At 72.5% G+C, this 17,799-nt stretch carries 16 protein-coding genes; 12 read left to right on the top strand and 4 right to left on the bottom strand.

Features of this window, described 5'->3' with window-relative positions; genetic code table 11:
* The first annotated feature begins 123 nt into the window (after window positions 1-123).
* The 10 genes from ACSHXN_RS19845 (at window position 124) to ACSHXN_RS19800 (ending at window position 11,389) form a co-directional block, all read left to right on the top strand.
* Entirely contained in the window at window positions 124-972 is an 849-nt protein-coding gene (locus ACSHXN_RS19845; RefSeq protein WP_438303456.1) for a tryptophan 2,3-dioxygenase family protein, read from the top strand.
* Window positions 965-2,149, top strand: a complete 1,185-nt coding sequence (kynU, locus tag ACSHXN_RS19840; RefSeq protein ID WP_438303455.1) for a kynureninase — start codon at window positions 965-967, stop codon at window positions 2,147-2,149. The genes ACSHXN_RS19845 and kynU overlap by 8 nt, the downstream gene beginning before the upstream one ends.
* 298 nt (window positions 2,150-2,447) lie before the next feature.
* Window positions 2,448-3,368: an alpha/beta hydrolase gene (locus ACSHXN_RS19835; protein WP_438303454.1), complete on the top strand. Its 921-nt coding sequence runs from the start codon at window positions 2,448-2,450 to the stop codon at window positions 3,366-3,368.
* A 196-nt stretch (window positions 3,369-3,564) separates the two neighbouring features.
* A complete protein-coding gene (locus ACSHXN_RS19830; protein WP_356109055.1) occupies window positions 3,565-4,650 on the top strand; it encodes an alpha/beta hydrolase in 1,086 nt (361 codons plus the stop codon).
* Complete coding sequence (locus ACSHXN_RS19825; protein ID WP_355131291.1) at window positions 4,643-5,857, top strand: acyltransferase family protein; 1,215 nt, start codon at window positions 4,643-4,645, stop codon at window positions 5,855-5,857. The genes ACSHXN_RS19830 and ACSHXN_RS19825 overlap by 8 nt, the downstream gene beginning before the upstream one ends.
* Window positions 5,858-5,990: 133 nt before the next feature.
* Window positions 5,991-7,322, top strand: a complete 1,332-nt coding sequence (locus tag ACSHXN_RS19820) for a sensor histidine kinase (RefSeq protein WP_356109058.1) — start codon at window positions 5,991-5,993, stop codon at window positions 7,320-7,322.
* Window positions 7,319-7,993 carry a response regulator gene (locus ACSHXN_RS19815; protein ID WP_438303453.1) on the top strand — a complete coding sequence of 225 codons (675 nt, stop codon included), beginning with the start codon at window positions 7,319-7,321 and terminating at the stop codon, window positions 7,991-7,993. Before ACSHXN_RS19820 ends, ACSHXN_RS19815 begins: the two co-directional genes overlap by 4 nt.
* A gap of 91 nt (window positions 7,994-8,084) precedes the next feature.
* Window positions 8,085-9,428 carry a sensor histidine kinase gene (locus ACSHXN_RS19810; protein ID WP_438303452.1) on the top strand — a complete coding sequence of 448 codons (1,344 nt, stop codon included), beginning with the start codon at window positions 8,085-8,087 and terminating at the stop codon, window positions 9,426-9,428.
* Window positions 9,425-10,096: a response regulator transcription factor gene (locus ACSHXN_RS19805; protein ID WP_355131283.1), complete on the top strand. Its 672-nt coding sequence runs from the start codon at window positions 9,425-9,427 to the stop codon at window positions 10,094-10,096. Before ACSHXN_RS19810 ends, ACSHXN_RS19805 begins: the two co-directional genes overlap by 4 nt.
* Window positions 10,097-10,168: 72 nt before the next feature.
* Window positions 10,169-11,389 (top strand): cytochrome P450, encoded by a 1,221-nt coding sequence (locus ACSHXN_RS19800; RefSeq protein ID WP_355131281.1) that lies wholly within the window; start codon window positions 10,169-10,171, stop codon window positions 11,387-11,389.
* A gap of 142 nt (window positions 11,390-11,531) precedes the next feature.
* On the opposite strand, the gene ACSHXN_RS19795 is transcribed toward ACSHXN_RS19800, so the two are convergent.
* A complete protein-coding gene (locus tag ACSHXN_RS19795; RefSeq protein ID WP_438303451.1) occupies window positions 11,532-13,142 on the bottom strand; it encodes an ABC transporter permease in 1,611 nt (536 codons plus the stop codon).
* Window positions 13,139-14,044 carry an ABC transporter ATP-binding protein gene (locus tag ACSHXN_RS19790; RefSeq protein ID WP_355131278.1) on the bottom strand — a complete coding sequence of 302 codons (906 nt, stop codon included), beginning with the start codon at window positions 14,042-14,044 and terminating at the stop codon, window positions 13,139-13,141. The genes ACSHXN_RS19795 and ACSHXN_RS19790 overlap by 4 nt, the downstream gene beginning before the upstream one ends.
* 105 nt (window positions 14,045-14,149) lie before the next feature.
* Here ACSHXN_RS19790 and ACSHXN_RS19785 point away from each other — a divergent pair, with 105 nt between their 5' ends.
* Window positions 14,150-14,665 carry a GbsR/MarR family transcriptional regulator gene (locus ACSHXN_RS19785; RefSeq protein ID WP_438303450.1) on the top strand — a complete coding sequence of 172 codons (516 nt, stop codon included), beginning with the start codon at window positions 14,150-14,152 and terminating at the stop codon, window positions 14,663-14,665.
* 52 nt (window positions 14,666-14,717) lie between these two features.
* Here ACSHXN_RS19785 and ACSHXN_RS19780 read toward each other — a convergent pair whose 3' ends face one another.
* On the bottom strand, window positions 14,718-15,563 hold the full coding sequence (locus tag ACSHXN_RS19780) for a diacylglycerol kinase (protein WP_355131274.1): 846 nt from the start codon (window positions 15,561-15,563) through the stop codon (window positions 14,718-14,720).
* A gap of 194 nt (window positions 15,564-15,757) precedes the next feature.
* On the opposite strand from ACSHXN_RS19780, the gene ACSHXN_RS19775 reads away from it, so the two are divergent.
* A complete protein-coding gene (locus ACSHXN_RS19775; RefSeq protein WP_356109069.1) occupies window positions 15,758-17,041 on the top strand; it encodes an adenylosuccinate synthase in 1,284 nt (427 codons plus the stop codon).
* Between the two features lie 105 nt (window positions 17,042-17,146).
* Here the strand turns inward: ACSHXN_RS19775 and ACSHXN_RS19770 are convergent, their stop codons facing one another.
* Window positions 17,147-17,797 (bottom strand): hypothetical protein, encoded by a 651-nt coding sequence (locus ACSHXN_RS19770; protein ID WP_356292622.1) that lies wholly within the window; start codon window positions 17,795-17,797, stop codon window positions 17,147-17,149.
* Window positions 17,798-17,799 lie beyond the last annotated feature (2 nt).

The following is a 17,799-nucleotide window of genomic DNA, read 5'->3' as shown; positions in this document are numbered from 1 at the left end:
CTGCGACCGGGCGGGCCTTGCGAGGCCCTCGTGTTTTACGCAGGATGCCGGTGGGGACCGGGGCCCCCGTGCCGGCATCGGCAGGGGCGGACCGCTACCCGAAGCACACAACAGGAGACAGCGATGTCCCAACAGGCTCATCAGTCGCACGAGACTCAGGAGCCCGAGACTCCGCATCTCGACTTCCAGGGCACGACGCCGTACGAGGACTACGTCAAGGCGGATGTGCTCACCCACCTCCAGCACACCCTCTCCGACGACCCCGGTGAGATGGTCTTCCTGGTCACGACCCAGGTGATGGAGCTGTGGTTCACCGTGATCGTCCACGAGTGGGAGACGGCCGCGCGGGCCCTGCGCGAGGACCGGGTGCCGGCGGCGATCGACGCGCTGAAGAGGTCCGTACGGGAGCTGGACGCGCTGAACGCGTCCTGGCGTCCCCTCGCCCAGCTGACACCCGCCCAGTTCAACTCCTACCGCTCCGCCCTCGGTGAGGGCTCCGGTTTCCAGTCGGCGATGTACCGGCGTTTGGAGTTCCTGCTCGGCGAGAAGTCCGCGTCCATGCTGGTCCCGCACCGCGGTGCGCCGCGTGTCCACGCCGAACTGGAGAAGGCGCTGCACGAGCCGAGCCTGTACGACGAGGTGCTGCGGCTGCTCGCGCGCCGCGGGCACGCGGTCCCGGACGAGGTGCTGCGGCGTGACGTCTCCCGTCGCTACGAGCCCTCGGCCGAGGTCGAGGCGGTGTGGACCGCCCTCTACTCCGGGGACCCGATGGACGAGCTCGCGCGGCTGGGCGAGACGATGACCGATGTGGCCGAGCTGGTCTGGCGCTGGCGCAACGACCACCTGGTGGCCACCCGCCGCGCGATGGGCGCCAAGTCCGGCACGGGCGGTTCGGCCGGCGTGGCCTGGCTGGAGAAGCGGACGCAGAAGAACGTGTTCCCCGAGCTGTGGACGGCGCGGTCGTATGTCTGAACCCATGCTGAGAGCGCAGAAACTGGACGCGGCCGACGAACTGGCCGGACTGCGGGCGAAGTTCGTGCTCGACGAGATCGTCTACCTGGACGGGAACTCGCTGGGCGCGCTGCCGGCCGCCGTGCCGGCCCGGATGGAGGACGTCGTCCGCAGGCAGTGGGGATCGCTGCGGATCCGGTCCTGGGACGAGAGCGGCTGGTGGACGGCGCCGGAGCGGATCGGCGACCGGATCGCACCGCTGGTCGGGGCGGCGCCCGGGCAGATCGTGGTGGGGGACTCCACCAGCGTCAACGTCTTCAAGGCACTCGTGGCGGCCGTGCGGCTGGCCGGCGAGGGCAGGGACGAGATCGTGGTCGACGCGACGACGTTCCCGACGGACGGCTACATCGCCGAGTCGGCGGCCCGGATGACGGGCTGCACACTGCGACCGGCGACCCCGGCGGAGGTGCCCGACGCCGTCACGGGCCGTACGGCTGCGGTACTGCTGAACCATGTCGACTACCGCACGGGACGACTGCACGACCTGCCGGGGCTGACCGCGGCCGTGCACGGGGCGGGTGCCGTGGTGGTCTGGGACCTGTGCCACAGCGCGGGCGCACTGCCGGTGGGCCTGGACCAGCACGGTGTCGATCTGGCGGTCGGCTGTACCTACAAGTACCTCAACGGAGGTCCCGGCTCTCCCGCCTTCCTGTATGTGCGGCGCGATCTGCAGGACCGCTTCGACTCGCCGCTGCCGGGCTGGAACTCGCACACGGAACCCTTCGGGATGCGCCCGGCCTACGAACCGGCGGCGGGCGCGGTGCGCGGTCGCGTCGGCACCCCGGACATCCTGTCCATGCTCGCCCTCGAGGCGGCGCTGGAGGTGTGGGACGGCGTCCCGATCGACGCCGTGCGGGCCAAGTCCCTCGCACTCACCGACTTCTTCCTGGAGTGCGTGGCGGCCTATGTCCCCGAAGGCGCCGTCGAGTCCCTGACGCCCGTCGCGCACGCCGAGCGGGGCAGCCAGGTGGCGCTGCGCTGCCCAAGCGCCGGTGATGTGATGAAGCGGTTGATCGAGAACGGCGTGGTCGGCGACTTCCGGCCGCCGGACGTGCTGCGTTTCGGTTTCACGCCGCTGTACGTGGGCTTCGCCGACGTGGAGCGGGCGGCCCGGATCCTGGCGGGCACGCTGTCCTGACGGACCGGTCCCCTTCCGGCCCGCGAGAGGACGGGAGGGGACCCGGTGGCGGTGGGCACCACACTGCGGCACCGCCGCCCGCCGCCGTCGTGGAGCTCGGGCGGCGGTGCCGACCGGCGGGCGTGTCACCGCGTGGGTATGCGCGCCGTGCCCGTGGGAGAGGGCAGAACCGTCTGCCCTTCACCGAGCGTGACATCCCCGTGGGGACCTGCCCCGCCCGCCTGATACCGTCCCCGCCAACGGCCGATTTCCTTCCGGCCCGCGTACGTATTCCGTTTCGCCGCTGAGAGGTTGGAGCATGTCGGACGACGCCGCCCGGGACGCCGCGGCCCGTGACGCCGCCGAGGAGGCCTCCGCCTTCTCGCATCCGCCGGTCGATCCCGACTCCACCGCCGCGTACGGCGACCACCCCGACCAGGTGATCGACTTCTACGCCCCGCGGGAGCCCGCCGACTCCGCGGAGCAGGCCCAGGTCCCCCTGGTCGTCGTCCTGCACGGGGGAGCATGGCGTTCGCCCTACGACCGCAGGCACCTCACCCCGTTCGCGGACTACCTGGCCCGCCGGGGCTTCGCCGTCGCCAACGTCGAGTACCGGCGGGGAGCGCTCATCCCGGCCCAGGCCGACGGGTCCGGTGCGGACGGCGGCACGGGACCGGTGGCGGGCCGCTGGCCCGACACGTTCGACGACGTCGCGGCCGCGCTCGACGCCCTCCCCGCGCTCGCCCACGAGGTCCTGCCGCAGGCCGATCCGCGCCGCACGGTGATCACCGGCCACTCGGCGGGCGGTCATCTCGCGCTGTGGGCGGCCGCCCGCCATGTCCTTCCGCCCGGCTCACCGTGGCGCAGGGACCGTCCGGCCCCGCTGCGCGGTGTCGTGGCGCTCGCCCCGATCGCCGACTTCCACATCGCCAGGAAACTGGAGGTGTGCGGCGGGGCGGTGTCCCAACTCGTGGGCGGGGACGACATGTTCGCGGAGCGTCAGCCGTACGCCGATCCGGCTCTGCTGCTGCCCACCGGCATCGCCACGACCCTCGTCCAGGGCCGCACGGACATCGTGGTTCCGCAGGCGGTCGCCGAGGCCTACGCGGAGGCCGCGGCCAAGGCGGGCGAGGTCGTGGGCCTCACCCTGCTCGAGGACGTCGGCCACTTCCCCCTGATCGACCCGGCGGCGGACGCGTGCGCCGTGGTGGCCGAGGAGATCGCGCAGTTGGCCTGGTGACCGGCCAGGGCCGTTGTGTGCAGTGCGAGTTGTGGGAGGAGTTCGGACCCGCCCCGCGCCGCCCCGGTCATACCCGTCATACCTGAGAGCCAGCTCCCGGGTGAGTTCCACAGCATGACGCCGACGACGTGTCACGCTTCGTAACGTCCCTTCCAGGACGGCCCGGTGAGCGGGCCGGCGGAAGGGGAGGGACGCCATGGGCTTGCGGGGGTGGGGCCCGGCCGCCGTCATCGGCGCGGCCGGACGGGTGCGGAGCGGCGGCCGGGGCCGGGCCGCCGTCCCCGGCCCGGCGCATGTCGGGAGCGGGGAAGGCGATCGGACCGGGGAAGGGGAACGGCGCCGGCCGCGCCCCGGACGCCTGCGCCGTACGCTGCTGGCCGCCCTGGTCACGGGTGCGGTGGTGGTCCCCCTCTCGGCCGCCGTGCGGCCCCGGATTCCGGCACCCGCGCCCGCGGCGCTCGCCCCGCTCTCGGTGGCCACCCTCACCACGACGTACCGGGCCAACCGTGCCGACGCCGCCGAGGCGTCACGGATGGCCGCGGCGCACGGCGACCGCGGACGCGCCGCGAAGGACCGCGCCCTGGCCTCCCCCGGCCGTGACCTCCTCGCCTTCGACGGCCGGGGCACGGGCCGGGTGACAGAGGTCTTCGGCGACCTGGCCACGGCGCGGCGGATAGCGGTCCTGGTTCCGGGTTCGGACACCACGCTGGACACCTTCGACCGTCTCCGCACGGGAGCACAGACCCTGCATCGGGCGGTGGGCGGCAGCACCGCGGTCATCGCCTGGCTCGGGTACGACACGCCTCGCACGCTCAGCACCGGCGCCCTGACCACGACCGGGGCCGAGCGGGCGGCGCCGCTTCTCGAGCGGTTCGTGGGCGAACTGCGCGGCGCGCTGGGGCCCGCAGCCCGCATCTCCCTGCTCTGCCACTCCTACGGCACGGTGGTCTGCGCCCGCGCCGCCTCCGCCGACGTGCAGGACGTCGTCCTCCTCGGCAGCCCCGGCACGGGCCTGGACTCCGTCGCCGACCTGCACACCCGCGCCCGGGTGTGGGCCGGCCGCGGCACCGGCGACTGGATCGCGGGCGTGCCCCATCTGCGCGCCGACCTGTTCGGTACCACCGTCGGCTTCGGCACGGACCCGGTGTCCCCGGACTTCGGCGCCCGTGTGTTCGCCGCGGGCGACGGCGGCCACAGCGACTACTTCGCACCGGCCTCGGTGTGCCTGGCCGACCTCGCCCGGATCGTCCTGGGCAGGACGTCGGAGGTGCCCCGTGCGTGACCGGAGCACCCGCGCGCCGCTCCGCGACGCCCTGCGCACCGCGGCGCACCGCATCGACTCGGCCACCCCCGCCGGGCGGGACCGCGCGGTCGACGCCCTGCGGGCCCTCGCGATCCTCGGCGTCGTCCTGGGCCACTGGCTGGTGACCGCCCTGGTCGCCGACGGCGGCGCCCTGCGCACCGCCAGTCCGCTGCACTTCATGCCCTGGCTCGCCCCGATCTCCTGGGTCTTCCAGACACTTTCCGTGTTCTTCCTGGTGGGCGGTCATACGGCGACCAGGAGCCTCGCCTCGGCCCGGGCGCGCGGGGTCGCCTACGGTCCTTGGCTGCGCTCCCGCGTGACCCGGCTCTTCGGGCCCGTCGCGGCCGTGGTGCTCCTGTGGACGGTGGCGGCGTGCTGTCTGCTCGTCGGCGGTGCGGACGCCGGCACGGTGCACACCCTCGTGAAGCTGGCCCTGTCGCCGCTGTGGTTCCTGCTCGTCTTCGCGGCCCTCACGGCGGCGACCCCGCTGCTGACCCGGCTCAACCCGCTGTGGCCGCTGGCCGTCGTTCTCCATGTGGACCTCATCCGTTTCGGGTTCGGCGGCCCGTCCTGGCTCGGCTGGGCGAATCTGGCCGCCGGCTGGCTCGTGCCGTACACGCTGGGCGCGGCCTGGACACGCGGTGAGCTGGAGGGCCGACGAGTCGGCTGGGTGCTGCTCGCCGCCGGCGCCGCGGCGACGGCGGGACTGGTGGTGTGGGCGGGTTACCCGGCGTCGATGGTGGGCGTCCCGGGCGCCCCGGTGTCCAACCTCGATCCGCCGACCCTGGCCGCCGTCACCTTCGGTCTCGCGCAGTGCGGACTGGCGCTGGTGCTGCGCGAACCGCTGCGCCGCGCGCTGCGCCGCCCCCTGGCCTGGGCGGCCGTGGCCCTGGTGAACCTCTCCGCGATGACGATCTTCCTCTGGCACCAGACGGCCCTGATGGCGACCACGGCGACGGGTCTCCTCGCGGGACGACTGCCGGGGCTGCACACCGTCCCGGACGGGCCCTCCTGGGTCGCGGCACGACTGGTCTGGCTCCCGGTGTTCGCCCTCGCCCTCGCCCTGTGCTGGTCCGCCTTCCGGGTCCATGAACAGGGGCCGCGCCGACCGCGGGGCCGCCGTTCCCGGGTGGTGGCCGTCCACCGGTCCGGGCGGGCACGGGCCGAGGCGGCCGACCGTGCCTAGGGCGGAGCCGACGGACCAGGGGCGGTATGCGGAGGACGGCGCCCGGCCACCGGGAGCGCGCCCGCCGGCCGCCGCGCCGCCGCCTCGCCTGCTCGGCGTCGCCGGTTCGGGTGCCTCGTGGATTCTCCGGCGCTTGCGCGCGCTGCTCGGCCCCCTCCGGGAGGACCTGTGGCAGCTCTCCTCGGACCCGCTGCCGCCGCTGTCGCGACCGCGGCTGCTCCGCCGGGCGCCGCACGTCCTGTTCTGCGCGATCGCGCTCGTTCTGTCGGCGGGCGCCGTGGGCGAGTTGCACGGCACGTACGCCCTCGCTCTCCCGCTCGCCGTGCTGATCGGCGGCGCGCAGGGCGGGGCCGTCGCGCTCGCCCTGTGGCGTCCGCTGCCGGCCTGGTGGCTGTCGCTGGCGGCGCTCGTGACGGCCGCCCAGTTCAGCCGGGTCGCCCCGGGCGGTGTCTCGCACCCGTCGCCGGACCCCCCGCCGTGGCCCTGGACCGGTTCGGGTGTCGTGACGTGCATGCTGGTGCTGTTCCTGCTGGCCCTGCGGGTCCCCACCCGGGCGAGCGGCGGAGCGCTGGCGCTGACCGCGCTCGGCACGTACCTGCTGCAGGGCGTCGAAGGCGCCTCCTCGTACTCGCCGACCGGGCTGCCCGCGGTGGTCGTCTTCACCGTCGTCGTCCTCGTCGGCACGGCACTGCGCGGCCGCCGCGTGGCCCGCAGCCAACTCGTCGAACTGGCCGGTGTCACCGCCGAGGAACGTGCCCGCCGCACGCTGCTGGAGGAGCGCAGCCGCATCGCCCGCGAACTGCACGACGTGGTCGCCCACCACATGTCGGTCATCTCCATCCAGGCCCAGGTCGCCCCGCACCTCGTGGAGAACCCCTCCGACGAGCTGAGGGAGAACCTGGACGGCATCCGCAAGAACGCCCTGGAGGCACTGACCGAACTGCGCCGCGTCCTCGGTGTCCTGCGCTCGGAGAACCCCGCGGACCCCTACGGCATCGGCAGCGGCACCGGTCCCGCCCCCGACTCCCCGCAGCCCACCCTCGACCGGCTCGACGCCCTGGTGGAGAACACCCGCGCGGCCGGCCTCGAGGTGCTGACGGAGATCACCGGCGAGGTGCGCCCGCTGTCGCCCGGCGTGGAGCTGTCCGCGTACCGGATCGTGCAGGAGGCGCTCAGCAACGTGCTGCGGCACGCCCCCGGGTCCACCGTCCGTGTCCAACTCGCCTATTTTCCAAGGGGTCTGCACGTCCGGGTCGCCAACTCCGCTCCCACCCGCACCGCGCCGCCGTCCCCGGGCGCGGGTCACGGGCTGCTCGGCATGCGGGAACGCGCCATGATGCTCGGCGGCACGCTCGTCACCTCGGCGACTCCGGACGGCGGTTACGTCGTGGCGTGCTTCCTGCCCGGCACCGGGGACCTTCCGCCCGACGACCTCACCGGCACGACAGGAGAAGAGGACCGATGACGAGCAGTACCGTCCGCGTACTGATAGCCGACGACCAGATGATGGTGCGGCAGGGCTTCACGGTGCTGCTCGACGCCCGGCCGGGTATCGAGGTCGTCGGTCAGGCCGTGGACGGCGAGGAGGCCATCGCCAAGGTCGCCGAACTCGACCCGGACGTCGTGCTGATGGACATCCGCATGCCCGGTCTCGGCGGCATCGAGGCGACGCGCCGCATCACCGCGGACGCCCCCCGTCCGAGGGTCCTGTTACTCACCACCTTCGACCTGGACGAGTACGTCTACGACGCGCTGCGTGCCGGGGCGTCGGGCTTCCTGCTGAAGGACGCCTCGGCCGACCAACTCGCGGAAGCGGTGCGCGTGGTGGCCGCGGGCGACGCACTGCTCGCGCCGGGCATAACCCGCCGGCTGATCGCCGAGTTCTCGCGGCTCACCGGTGCGCCCCGGGCTCCGCTCAAGGAGCGTGTCGGCGATCTGACCGAGCGGGAGACGGAGGTCCTCGCCCTCATCGCCCAGGGGCTGTCGAACGCGGAGATCGCCGCCGGCCTGGTCGTCGCCGAGCAGACCGTGAAGACCCATGTCGGCCGGATCCTGGTCAAGCTCGGCCTGCGGGACCGGACGCAGGCGGCGGTGTTCGCCTACGAGTCGGGGCTGGTCAGGCCGTCGGGACGATGACCGGGGCCCACCCGTAGTACTTGAGGAGGACCCTCGAGGACCCCCCTCACTGGTGACGACCGCGCCCCCTTCCTCGGCCTACCTTTTCACCGTGACCGAGACGACCCAGACGCACGAGACGCCGGACGGCGGGCACAGCCCGTACACGCCGCGCAGCCCGGAGTACCGGGCGGCCGTGAACGCCCTGCGCGGGCTGCGGCAGGATCTGTTCCACGACGCCTTCGCCTACCGCCCGATGCCCCGCCCGAATGCCGACGGGCCCATGGCCAGGCGGCTGCCCGGGCGCATGCGGGAGTACGCGGCCTGGACACCGCAGGCCGCGGTGGCGGCGGCCGGGCTGCTGGCGATGCTCGTCGCCTGGACGGGAGACGGTGGAGGTCCGGCGGCCCCGGTGTCCGGGCTGCTGGCCCTGGCCCCGGTGCTGCTGACCCTGGCCCGTCCGGTGGGAGCCTTCTGGCTGTCCCTCATGGCGACCTCCGTCTCGGCGGTCATCGCCGACGACTTCGGGGACTGGCCCTGGGCCGCCGGGAGCTTCGTCTCGCATCTGACGGTGCTCACCGTGGTGGCCGTACGCACCCGGCCGCGCACGGCGGCCTGGATGTGGCTGGTCACCGCGGCCTACGCCTTCTTCGCCGAGACGGTGTTCGGCTTCCACTTCGGCAACGACTCGGCGCCCATGCTGGTCCTGTCCGCCTTCGCGCTGCTGGCCGTCACCGTCTGGCACGTCCGCCGGAACGCCGCGCAGGAGGTGACCGCCCAGCAGACGGAGACCGCGCACGAGCGCTCCCGCCGCACCCTGCTCGAGGAGCGCACCACGATCGCCCGCGAACTGCACGACGTGGTGGCCCACCACATGTCGGTGGTCGCCATCCAGGCCGAGGCGGCGCCCTACCGCGTGGAGAACCCGCCGCCGGAGCTGGAGAAGGCCTTCGCCACCATCCGGGAGAACGCGGTGGCGGCGCTGACCGAACTCCGCCGCGTCCTCGGCGTCGTACGGGCGGAGGACTACGAGGCCCCGGACGCCCCGCAGCCCACCCTCGCCGACCTGGACGCACTGCTGGCGAACGTGCGCGAGGCGGGCCTGACCGTCGACAAGGTGGTCACGGGCGCGGTGCGGGAACTGCCGCAGGGCGTGGAGCTGTCGGCGTACCGGATCGTGCAGGAGGCGCTCAGCAACACGTTGCGGCACGCCCCGGGTGCTTCGGCCCGGGTGGAGATCGGCTATGTGCTCGGCGGTCTGGGCCTGCGGATCGTCAACGGGCCGGCGCCGCAGGTCGCGCCGAGGGAGTCCACGCACGGCGCGGGGCACGGGATCACGGGCATGCGCGAGCGCGTCTCGATGCTGAGCGGCGAGATGACGGCGGGGGACAGCGATGACGGAGGGTACGAGGTGACGGTGTTCCTGCCGGTGGCCCAGGCGGAGGAGACCGCGTGAGCGGCACCGTCCGGGTACTGATCGCCGACGACCAGATGATGGTGCGGGAGGGGTTCTCGGTGCTTCTGGGGGCGATGCCCGACATCGAGGTCGTCGGGGAGGCGGTCAACGGCAGGGAGGCGGTCGAACGGGTCCGCGAGCTGTCCCCGGACGTCGTGCTCATGGACATCCGCATGCCGGAGCTGAACGGGATCGAGGCGACCCGGGAGATCGTCGCCGCGGACGGGTCGGCGAAGGTGCTGGTGCTGACGACCTTCGATCTCGACGAGTACGTCTACCAGGCGTTGCGGGCCGGCGCCTCCGGCTTCCTGCTCAAGGACGCCTCCGCACGGCAGCTGGCCGACGGGGTGCGGGTGGTCGCGGCAGGCGAGGCGCTGCTGGCGCCGTCGGTGACGAAGCGGCTGATCACGGAGTTCTCCAAACTGTCCGAGGGCCCGCGCCTGGCTCCCTCCGCCCAGGCCGCGTACGGGGACCTGACCGAGCGGGAGACGGAGGTGCTGGTGCTCATCGCGCAGGGTCTGTCGAACGCGGAGATCGCCGCGCGACTGGTCGTCGCCGAATCGACGATCAAGACCCATGTCAGCCGGATCCTGGTGAAGCTGGGGTTGCGGGACCGGACGCAGGCGGCGGTGTTCGCGTACGAGGCGAGACTGGTGACGCCGGGCTGACACGCCCCGCCCGGTCCGTCCTTCGTGAGACGCCTCTGGTCAGGCGGGGGGAGGCCGGGTTAGCGTCCGGGCATGGCAGCCCGTTCCGACCTCGCGTTCGATCCCTGGGACCCGGCGTTCCTCGCGGACCCCTACCCCGCCTACGCCGAACTGCGTGAGCGGGGCCGTGTGCAGTACTACGAGCCCACCGGCCAGTGGCTGGTGGCGCACCACGCGGATGTGTCGGCGCTGCTGCGCGACAGGCGGCTGGGCCGGACGTACCAGCACCGTTTCACGCACGAGGAATTCGGCCGGACCGCCCCGCCCCCCGAGCACGAGCCGTTCCACACCCTCAACGACCACGGCATGCTCGACCTGGAGCCGCCGGACCACACCCGTATCCGGCGACTGGTGTCGAAGGCGTTCACACCGCGGACGGTGGAGCGGCTGGGACCGTATGTGCAGGGCCTCGCGGGAGAACTGGTGTCCCGGCTCGTGGCGCGCGGCGGCGGCGATCTGCTGAAGGACGTCGCCGAGCCGCTGCCGGTCGCGGTGATCGCCGAGATGCTCGGCATCCCCGAGGCGGACCGGGACCGACTGCGGCCCTGGTCGGCGGACATCTGCGGGATGTACGAGCTGCATCCGTCCGGGGAGTCCGCGCAGCGGGCGGTGCGGGCGTCGGTGGAGTTCTCCGCCTATCTGCGGGAGTTGATCGAGCAGCGCCGCAAGGAGCCGGGCGAGGACCTGATCTCGGGTCTGATCGCGGCGCACGACGAGGGCGACCGGCTGACCGAGCAGGAGATGATCTCGACCTGCGTGCTGCTGCTGAACGCCGGACACGAGGCGACGGTGAACTCCACGGTGAACGGCTGGTGGGCCCTGTTCCGCCACCCGGACCAGCTGGCGGCCCTGCGCGCCGATCACTCGCTCGTCCCGACCGCCGTGGAGGAGCTGATGCGCTACGACACCCCGCTCCAGCTCTTCGAGCGCTGGGTACTGGACGAGATCGAGATCGACGGCACCGTCGTCCCCCGGGGCGCCGAGATCGCGATGCTGTTCGGCTCGGCGAACCACGACCCCGCGGTGTTCGACGCCCCGGAACGACTGGATCTGACCCGTCGGGACAACCCGCACATCTCCTTCAGCGCGGGCATCCACTACTGCATCGGCGCGCCGCTGGCCCGCATCGAACTGGCGGCGTCCATGAGGGCCCTGCTGGAGAAGGCGCCGACGCTGCGTCTCGCGGCGGAGCCGCAGCGCAAGCCGAACTTCGTGATCCGGGGGCTGGAAGGACTGCGCGTGGAGATCGGCTGATCTCCCCTTCGGACGACCGTGCAGGTGATCGGGTCGGCGCGGCCGGGCGCGGGGGCGCGCCCGGGACCGCCGACCCGGAGGACGGACGGGGTCCCGCCCCCGGAGAAGCGCGGCGAGAACGCCGGTCCTCCCGGAGGCACCCTCAGGTCGACAGGTCGCGCCTGCGCAACCCCGCAAGCCCCGCGGCCACCAGCACGGCGGCCAGTGCGGTCAGGAGGAGCACCGGCGGCCAGTCCATCGCCCCGCCCGGCAGCTTCGGCAGATGACCGAAGGGCGAGATGTCCAGTACGGCCTGCGGAAGGTCCAGCGCCGGGCCCACCCAGCCGATCAGCAGCGCCGCCCCCGCCACGCCCCACGCCGCCGCGGCACCCTGCGGGAGCACGCCGTAGAGCAGGACCGCCAGACCGCCGATCACCCAGATCGCCGGGAGCTGGACCAGGCACGCGCCCAGGATCGGGCCGATCTCCTTGCCGTAGCCCACCGCGAAACCCAGACCCGAGAGGAGCATGATCAGTGCGGCGCCGCCGAAGGCGATCATCAGATGGCCGCCGGCCCACCGCAGCCGACCCACCGCGCTCGCCAGCACCGGTTCGGCCCGCCCCGACGTCTCCTCGCCGTTCAGGCGCAGCACGGACGCCACGATGTAGAGCGCGGCGACCAGGCCCATGATGCCGACCATGGCGGCGAGGAACGTGTCCGTCAGCCCCGACTGCCCGCCCATCCGCTGGAAGATCTCGCGGGCCTTGTCGTTGTCGCCGACGAGGTCCGTCGCGCCGTCGGTCATTCCGCCGTAGACGACCCCGGCGAGAAAGAAGCCCACGCTCCAGCCCAGCACGCTGCCGCGCTGCAGCCGCCAGGCCAGGGCGCCCGCCGAGCCGAGGCGCCCGGTGGCGGGGCCCGGCCGGGTGGGCAGGAAGCTCATACCGATGTCACGCCGCCCGGCGAGCGTGTAGGCCAGCGCGCCCTGGACCAGCACCGCCGCCGCGAACAGCAGCAGCACCCACCAGCGTTCACCGGCGTAGGGGCGCTCGTTCTCCAGCCAGCCGAGGGGGGAGAGCCAGGTCAGCACCGACGAGCCGTCGTTCGATCCGGCGTCGCCCGCCGCCCGCAGCACGAAGGCGGCGCCCAGCACCGCACTGGTCAGACCGCGGGCCAGCCGTGCGCTCTCGGTCAGCTGTGCGGCGATCGCCGCCATCGTGGCGAAGACCATGCCGACCCCGGCGATCCCGAGCCCCAGCGCCAGCGCGCCCGTGGCGCCCTGCCCGGTGAGACCGCCCGTGATCACCAGTGCCAGGACCGCGTTCGCGACGGCGGCCGTGAGCAGGGCGGCCGTCAGCGGTGCGCGTCGCCCCACCATCGCCGAGGAGATCAGCTCCTGACGTCCGCTCTCCTCCTCGTCACGGGTGTGCCGTACGACGACGAGCAGGGACATCACCGCGGCGAGCAGCGCGGCGTAGACGCCGACGCGCCAGGCGGTGAGGGCGCCGAGCGACTCGCCGAAGACCGGCCCGACCATCGCACGCAGCGAGCTGTTGGTGGCCATCTGGTCGGTCAGATCGGCGCGTTGGGCCGCCGTGCCGTACAGGCCCTTGAGCGTGCCCGGCATCGACAGCACCATCAGGGCGTTGATCGCGACCCAGAGCGGGATCATCGACCGGTCCCGGCGCAGGGCGAACCTCAACAGCGTTCCCGTCCCGGCGAGTTGCCGGGATCCTCCGGTCCGCACGGCGAAGGCCGGCGCGACGGCGGTCATCGGGCCCCTTCTTCCTGGAGTTCGTCCTGGTAGTGCCGCAGGAAGAGCTCCTCCAGCGTCGGCGGCGTCGACGTCAGCGACCGCACGCCGGATTCGCCGAGCGACCTCAGCACCGCGTCCAGCTTGTCCGTTTCCACCTGGAGCCTGACCCGGCGGCCCTGGATGTCGAGGTCATGGACGCCGGGCAGTCCGGCCAGTCCGTTCGGCGCCCCGGCGAGTTCGGCGGTGACACTGGTGCGGGTCAGATGCCGCAGGTCGGCGAGTGAACCGCTCTCGACCGTCCGGCCGTTGCGGATGATGCTCACCCGGTCGCAGAGCTCCTCCACCTCGCTGAGTATGTGCGAGGACAGCAGGACGGTCCGGCCGCGCCGGCGCTCCTCCTCGACGCACCGCTGGAAGACCTCCTCCATCAGCGGGTCGAGGCCGGAGGTCGGTTCGTCGAGGATCAGCAGGTCGACGTCCGAGGCGAACGCGGCGACGAGGGCGACCTTCTGCCGGTTGCCCTTGGAGTACGTCCGCCCCTTTTTGGTGGGATCCAGTTCGAAGCGCTCGATCAGCTCCGCCCTGCGCGCCTGGTCGAGGCCCCCGCGCAGGCGGCCGTACAGGTCGATGACCTCGCCGCCCGAGAGGTTGCGCCACAGGGTGACGTCCCCGGGGACGTACGCGACCCGCCGGTGCAGTTCCACCGCGTCCGCCCATGGGTCGCGGCCGAGCACCTGGGCCGCTCCGGAGTCCGCGCGCAGCAGACCGAGCAGGACCCTGATGGTGGTGGACTTCCCGGCGCCGTTGGGGCCCAGGAAACCGTGGACCTCGCCGGCCTCGACCTCCAGGTCGAGGCCCGCGAGTGCGTGCGTCCTGCCGAACGACTTGTGCAGTCCGGAGACGGTGATGGCCTTGGTCATGCTGTGGAAGCTACGCTATCTTCAGAAGTTTGTGAAGTTAAGGAAACATATTAAAAAGCCGGATAGACTGGCGAGGGGCGTACGAGCAGGGGAGATGATCGCGGGATGACGGAGCCGGGTACGGAGGGGCGGGACCCCGAGGTGGTCTCCAAGTTCGTGGAGGGCTTCGCGGCGCAACTCGTCGAGGCCGGCATGCAGCGGATGCCCGCCCGGGTCTTCGCGGCACTGCTGTCCTCCGACCCCGGTTCCCTGACCTCCGCCGAACTCGGTGAGCAGCTCCAGGTCAGTCCCGCCGCGGTCTCCGGCGCGGTGCGCTACCTCGCCCAGCAGCACATGGTCGCGCGCGAGCGCGAGCCGGGATCGCGGCGCGAGCGGTACCGCGTCAGCAGCAACCAGTGGTACGAGGCGCTGACCAACCGGGACGCGGTGCTCAGACGCTGGGAGCACGCTCTGCGTGAGGGCGTCGACGGCCTCGGTGCGCAGACCCCGGCCGGCCGGCGGCTGTCGGAGACGCTGGCCTTCTTCGAGTTCATCGACGGCGAGATCGCCATGATGATGGAGCGCTGGCGTGTCCATCGGGACCAGCACTACGGCGCGGACGGGGCGGGCCACCCGGGCTGACCCGTCCGGACCGTGGGACCGATCCGGGCGCCCGGGAGGCGGGCGGCCCACCTCACCCGGGCAGCGTCAATCCCCACGCCGCCTCGCGTACCACCCACGTCCGCGTCCGCACGGGCCCGCCGACCACGGAGTCCGCCCGGTAGCGGAAGTCGGCGCCGGACACCGTCACCCGGCGTCCGACCGCGTGGAGCGGTGCGGCCTCCGCCCCCACCGACACCGGTCGCACCTGGACCTCGGCCACCCCCGGATCGCCCGGCACCACCGACACACCCGCCACCGGCTGGTCGAGGTCCACGAGCGTCAGACCGTCGACCTCCACCCGCAGCCGGGAGGGCCGGGCCGCAGGGGGCGCGGGCCGCGGGGGACGCGGCGCCAGCGTGCGGACCAGGGACTGCCGCATCCGCAGCCACGGCCGGCCCTGCGCGGCCTCCTCGCCGACCGGTGCGCCGTCGCATCCGGGGGGCGCGACCGGCACGGACGGAATCCGCAGATCCCCGAGAACCACGCCGTCGCTGTCGTCCACCAGCAGGTCCAGTCGCCGCTCCGCGCCGTCCAGCACGGCCCGGGCCGCCGCCACCGCCCCCGTGGGCACCCCCAGGGACCGCGCGAGCGTCAGCGCGGCCCCCACCGGCACGAACGACAGCCTCGTCGTGCCGAGCTCGCGTCGGCGGTGCAGCAGGGTCACCGCGCGCAGCAGAGCCCGGTCGTCACCCACGACGACCGGCCGCCGGGACCCCCGGCGATCCAGCGCCCGGGCGAATTCCTCCGGGCCGTCCGGGAGGCACACCTTGGCCGCCGCACCCGCGCTGAGCACGTCTTTCGCGATCCGTACCGACTCACCGTCACTGTGACGGGCGACCGGGTCGATGACCACGAGGAGCTGGTCGGAAGTCGCCACCTCGGTCCTGCCTCGCTTCCTCGGGTAGCATCTTTGTGCAAGAGCCCCTTGCGCTATTGCGCCAGGGGCTTCGTCTATTCCGGGGCATCCGGTCCGACGGTTGCGACCGATGACGGTCGCGGTGCACGCGGCGGTGGACCCTCCGCGTACGCCCCTGGCCTTGGACATGCCCCGCCCGGAAGGGGTGTACGCGCGTGCCCGCACTTGTGCTGCTCGGTGCTCAGTGGGGTGACGAGGGCAAGGGAAAGGCCACCGACCTGCTCGGTGGTTCGGTGGACTATGTAGTGCGCTATCAGGGCGGCAACAACGCCGGCCACACGGTGGTCGTAGGTGACCAGAAGTATGCGCTCCACCTTCTCCCGTCCGGAATCCTGTCGCCCGGATGTACACCCGTCATCGGCAACGGCGTCGTCGTCGATCCGTCGGTCCTGCTCTCCGAGCTGAGCGGTCTGAACGAGCGAGGCGTCGACACCTCCAAGCTTCTGATCAGCGGCAACGCCCACGTCATCACGCCGTACAACGTCACGGTCGACAAGGTGACGGAGCGTTTCCTGGGCAAGCGCAAGATCGGCACCACCGGCCGCGGCATCGGCCCGACCTACGCCGACAAGATCAACCGCGTCGGCATCCGGGTCCAGGACCTCTACGACGAGTCGATCCTCACCCAGAAGGTGGAGGCGGCCCTCGACGTCAAGAACCAGATCCTCACCAAGCTGTACAACCGGCGCGCGATCGCGGTCGACCAGGTCGTCGAGGAACTGCTCGGCTACGCCGAGAAGATCAGGCCGTACGTCGCCGACACGGTACTCGTCCTCAACCAGGCGCTCGACGACGGCAAGGTCGTCCTGTTCGAGGGCGGCCAGGGCACCCTGCTGGACATCGACCACGGGACCTACCCCTTCGTGACCTCGTCGAACCCGACCGCTGGCGGCGCGTGCACGGGCTCCGGCGTCGGCCCGACGAAGATCAGCCGGGTCATCGGCATCCTGAAGGCGTACACGACCCGCGTCGGCTCGGGCCCCTTCCCGACCGAGCTGTTCGACGACGACGGCGAGGCCCTGCGCCGCATCGGCGGCGAGCGGGGCGTCACCACCGGCCGTGACCGCCGCTGCGGCTGGTTCGACGCGGTGATCGCCCGCTACGCGACCCGGGTGAACGGGCTGACCGACTTCTTCCTCACCAAGCTCGACGTGCTCACCGGCTGGGAGCAGATCCCGGTCTGCGTCGCGTACGAGATCGACGGCGTGCGCATGGAGGAACTCCCCTACTCCCAGACGGACTTCCACCACGCGAAGCCGGTCTACGAGTACCTGCCCGGCTGGCAGGAGGACATCACGAAGGCCAAGACCTTCGCGGATCTGCCGAAGAACGCCCAGGGGTACGTCAAGGCCCTGGAGGAGATGTCCGGCGCCCCGATCTCGGCGATCGGTGTGGGCCCGGGCCGCGACGAGACGATCGAGGTCAACTCGTTCCTGTAGATCGCGGACCCACCGTCCGCCCTGCCCCCGGTGAGGCTCCGGCCACTGCGGGGGCAGGGCGTTCCACGGCCCGTCCTGAAGCAGGTGTGCGGCCGCCGGGCCGCCTCAGCTGAAGACGATCATCGAGCCCTGGGCGAGGCTCCGGGTCACCGCCGTGTGCAGGCCGAGCCACACGTGCCGTTCACGCGCGAAGGGGCTCGGGTCGTACGGAGCGGGAAGCGCCGGTTCCTCCAGCTCCGTGGGGGCGGCCGGGGGTTCCGGCGCGGCGGGCGGATTCGCCGGGTCGATGCCGATGGCCGGGGCCACCAGCTTCAGCTCCCTCAGCAGCCCATGGGCGGAACCCAAGGGGCCTCCGCCCGTGAGGAGTTCGTCGTTCGCCAGCGGGTGCGGGAAGTCGACCGGGACGTACGCGCCGGCGTGGTCGTAGTGCCACACCAGATGGGACTGCTGGGCCGTCGACTCGAACATCTCCAGCAGCTGCTCGTAGTCGCCGCCCAGTTCGTCGACCGGGGTCACGGCGAGACCGCACACCTGGAGCAGGTACGCGCGGCGCAGGAAGTGCAGCGCGTCGTAGTCGAACCCCGCGATCGGGGCCACCTCACCGGTCAGTCCCGGCATGTACTGGTACACCGGCACCGGCGGCAGTCCTGCCTCGCCCAGCACCTTGTCGTAGAGGGCGAGTTCTTCCGCGAACGGATTGTCGGGTGTGTGGCACAACACGTCGACGAGCGGGACCAGCCACAGGTCACAGGCCAACA

It is taken from the genome of Streptomyces sp. HUAS TT11, from assembly GCF_051553595.1.
Lineage (GTDB): Bacteria > Actinomycetota > Actinomycetes > Streptomycetales > Streptomycetaceae > Streptomyces.
The sequence above is the reverse complement of the archived record's forward strand: the minus strand, read 5'-3'. Positions and strand labels throughout refer to the sequence as shown.

Excerpts from the sequence above, each read along its gene's own strand:
- ACSHXN_RS19835 (WP_438303454.1), top strand. The coding sequence starts at position 2,448 with ATGTCGGACGACGCCGCCCGGGACGCCGCGGCCCGTGACGCCGCCGAG.
- ACSHXN_RS19785 (WP_438303450.1), top strand. The coding sequence starts at position 14,150 with ATGACGGAGCCGGGTACGGAGGGGCGGGACCCCGAGGTGGTCTCCAAG.
- ACSHXN_RS19845 (WP_438303456.1), top strand. The coding sequence starts at position 124 with ATGTCCCAACAGGCTCATCAGTCGCACGAGACTCAGGAGCCCGAGACT.
- ACSHXN_RS19815 (WP_438303453.1), top strand. The coding sequence starts at position 7,319 with ATGACGAGCAGTACCGTCCGCGTACTGATAGCCGACGACCAGATGATG.
- kynU (WP_438303455.1), top strand. The coding sequence starts at position 965 with ATGTCTGAACCCATGCTGAGAGCGCAGAAACTGGACGCGGCCGACGAA.
- ACSHXN_RS19800 (WP_355131281.1), top strand. The coding sequence starts at position 10,169 with ATGGCAGCCCGTTCCGACCTCGCGTTCGATCCCTGGGACCCGGCGTTC.
- ACSHXN_RS19830 (WP_356109055.1), top strand. The coding sequence starts at position 3,565 with ATGGGCTTGCGGGGGTGGGGCCCGGCCGCCGTCATCGGCGCGGCCGGA.
- ACSHXN_RS19795 (WP_438303451.1), bottom strand. The coding sequence starts at position 13,142 with ATGACCGCCGTCGCGCCGGCCTTCGCCGTGCGGACCGGAGGATCCCGG.
- ACSHXN_RS19790 (WP_355131278.1), bottom strand. The coding sequence starts at position 14,044 with ATGACCAAGGCCATCACCGTCTCCGGACTGCACAAGTCGTTCGGCAGG.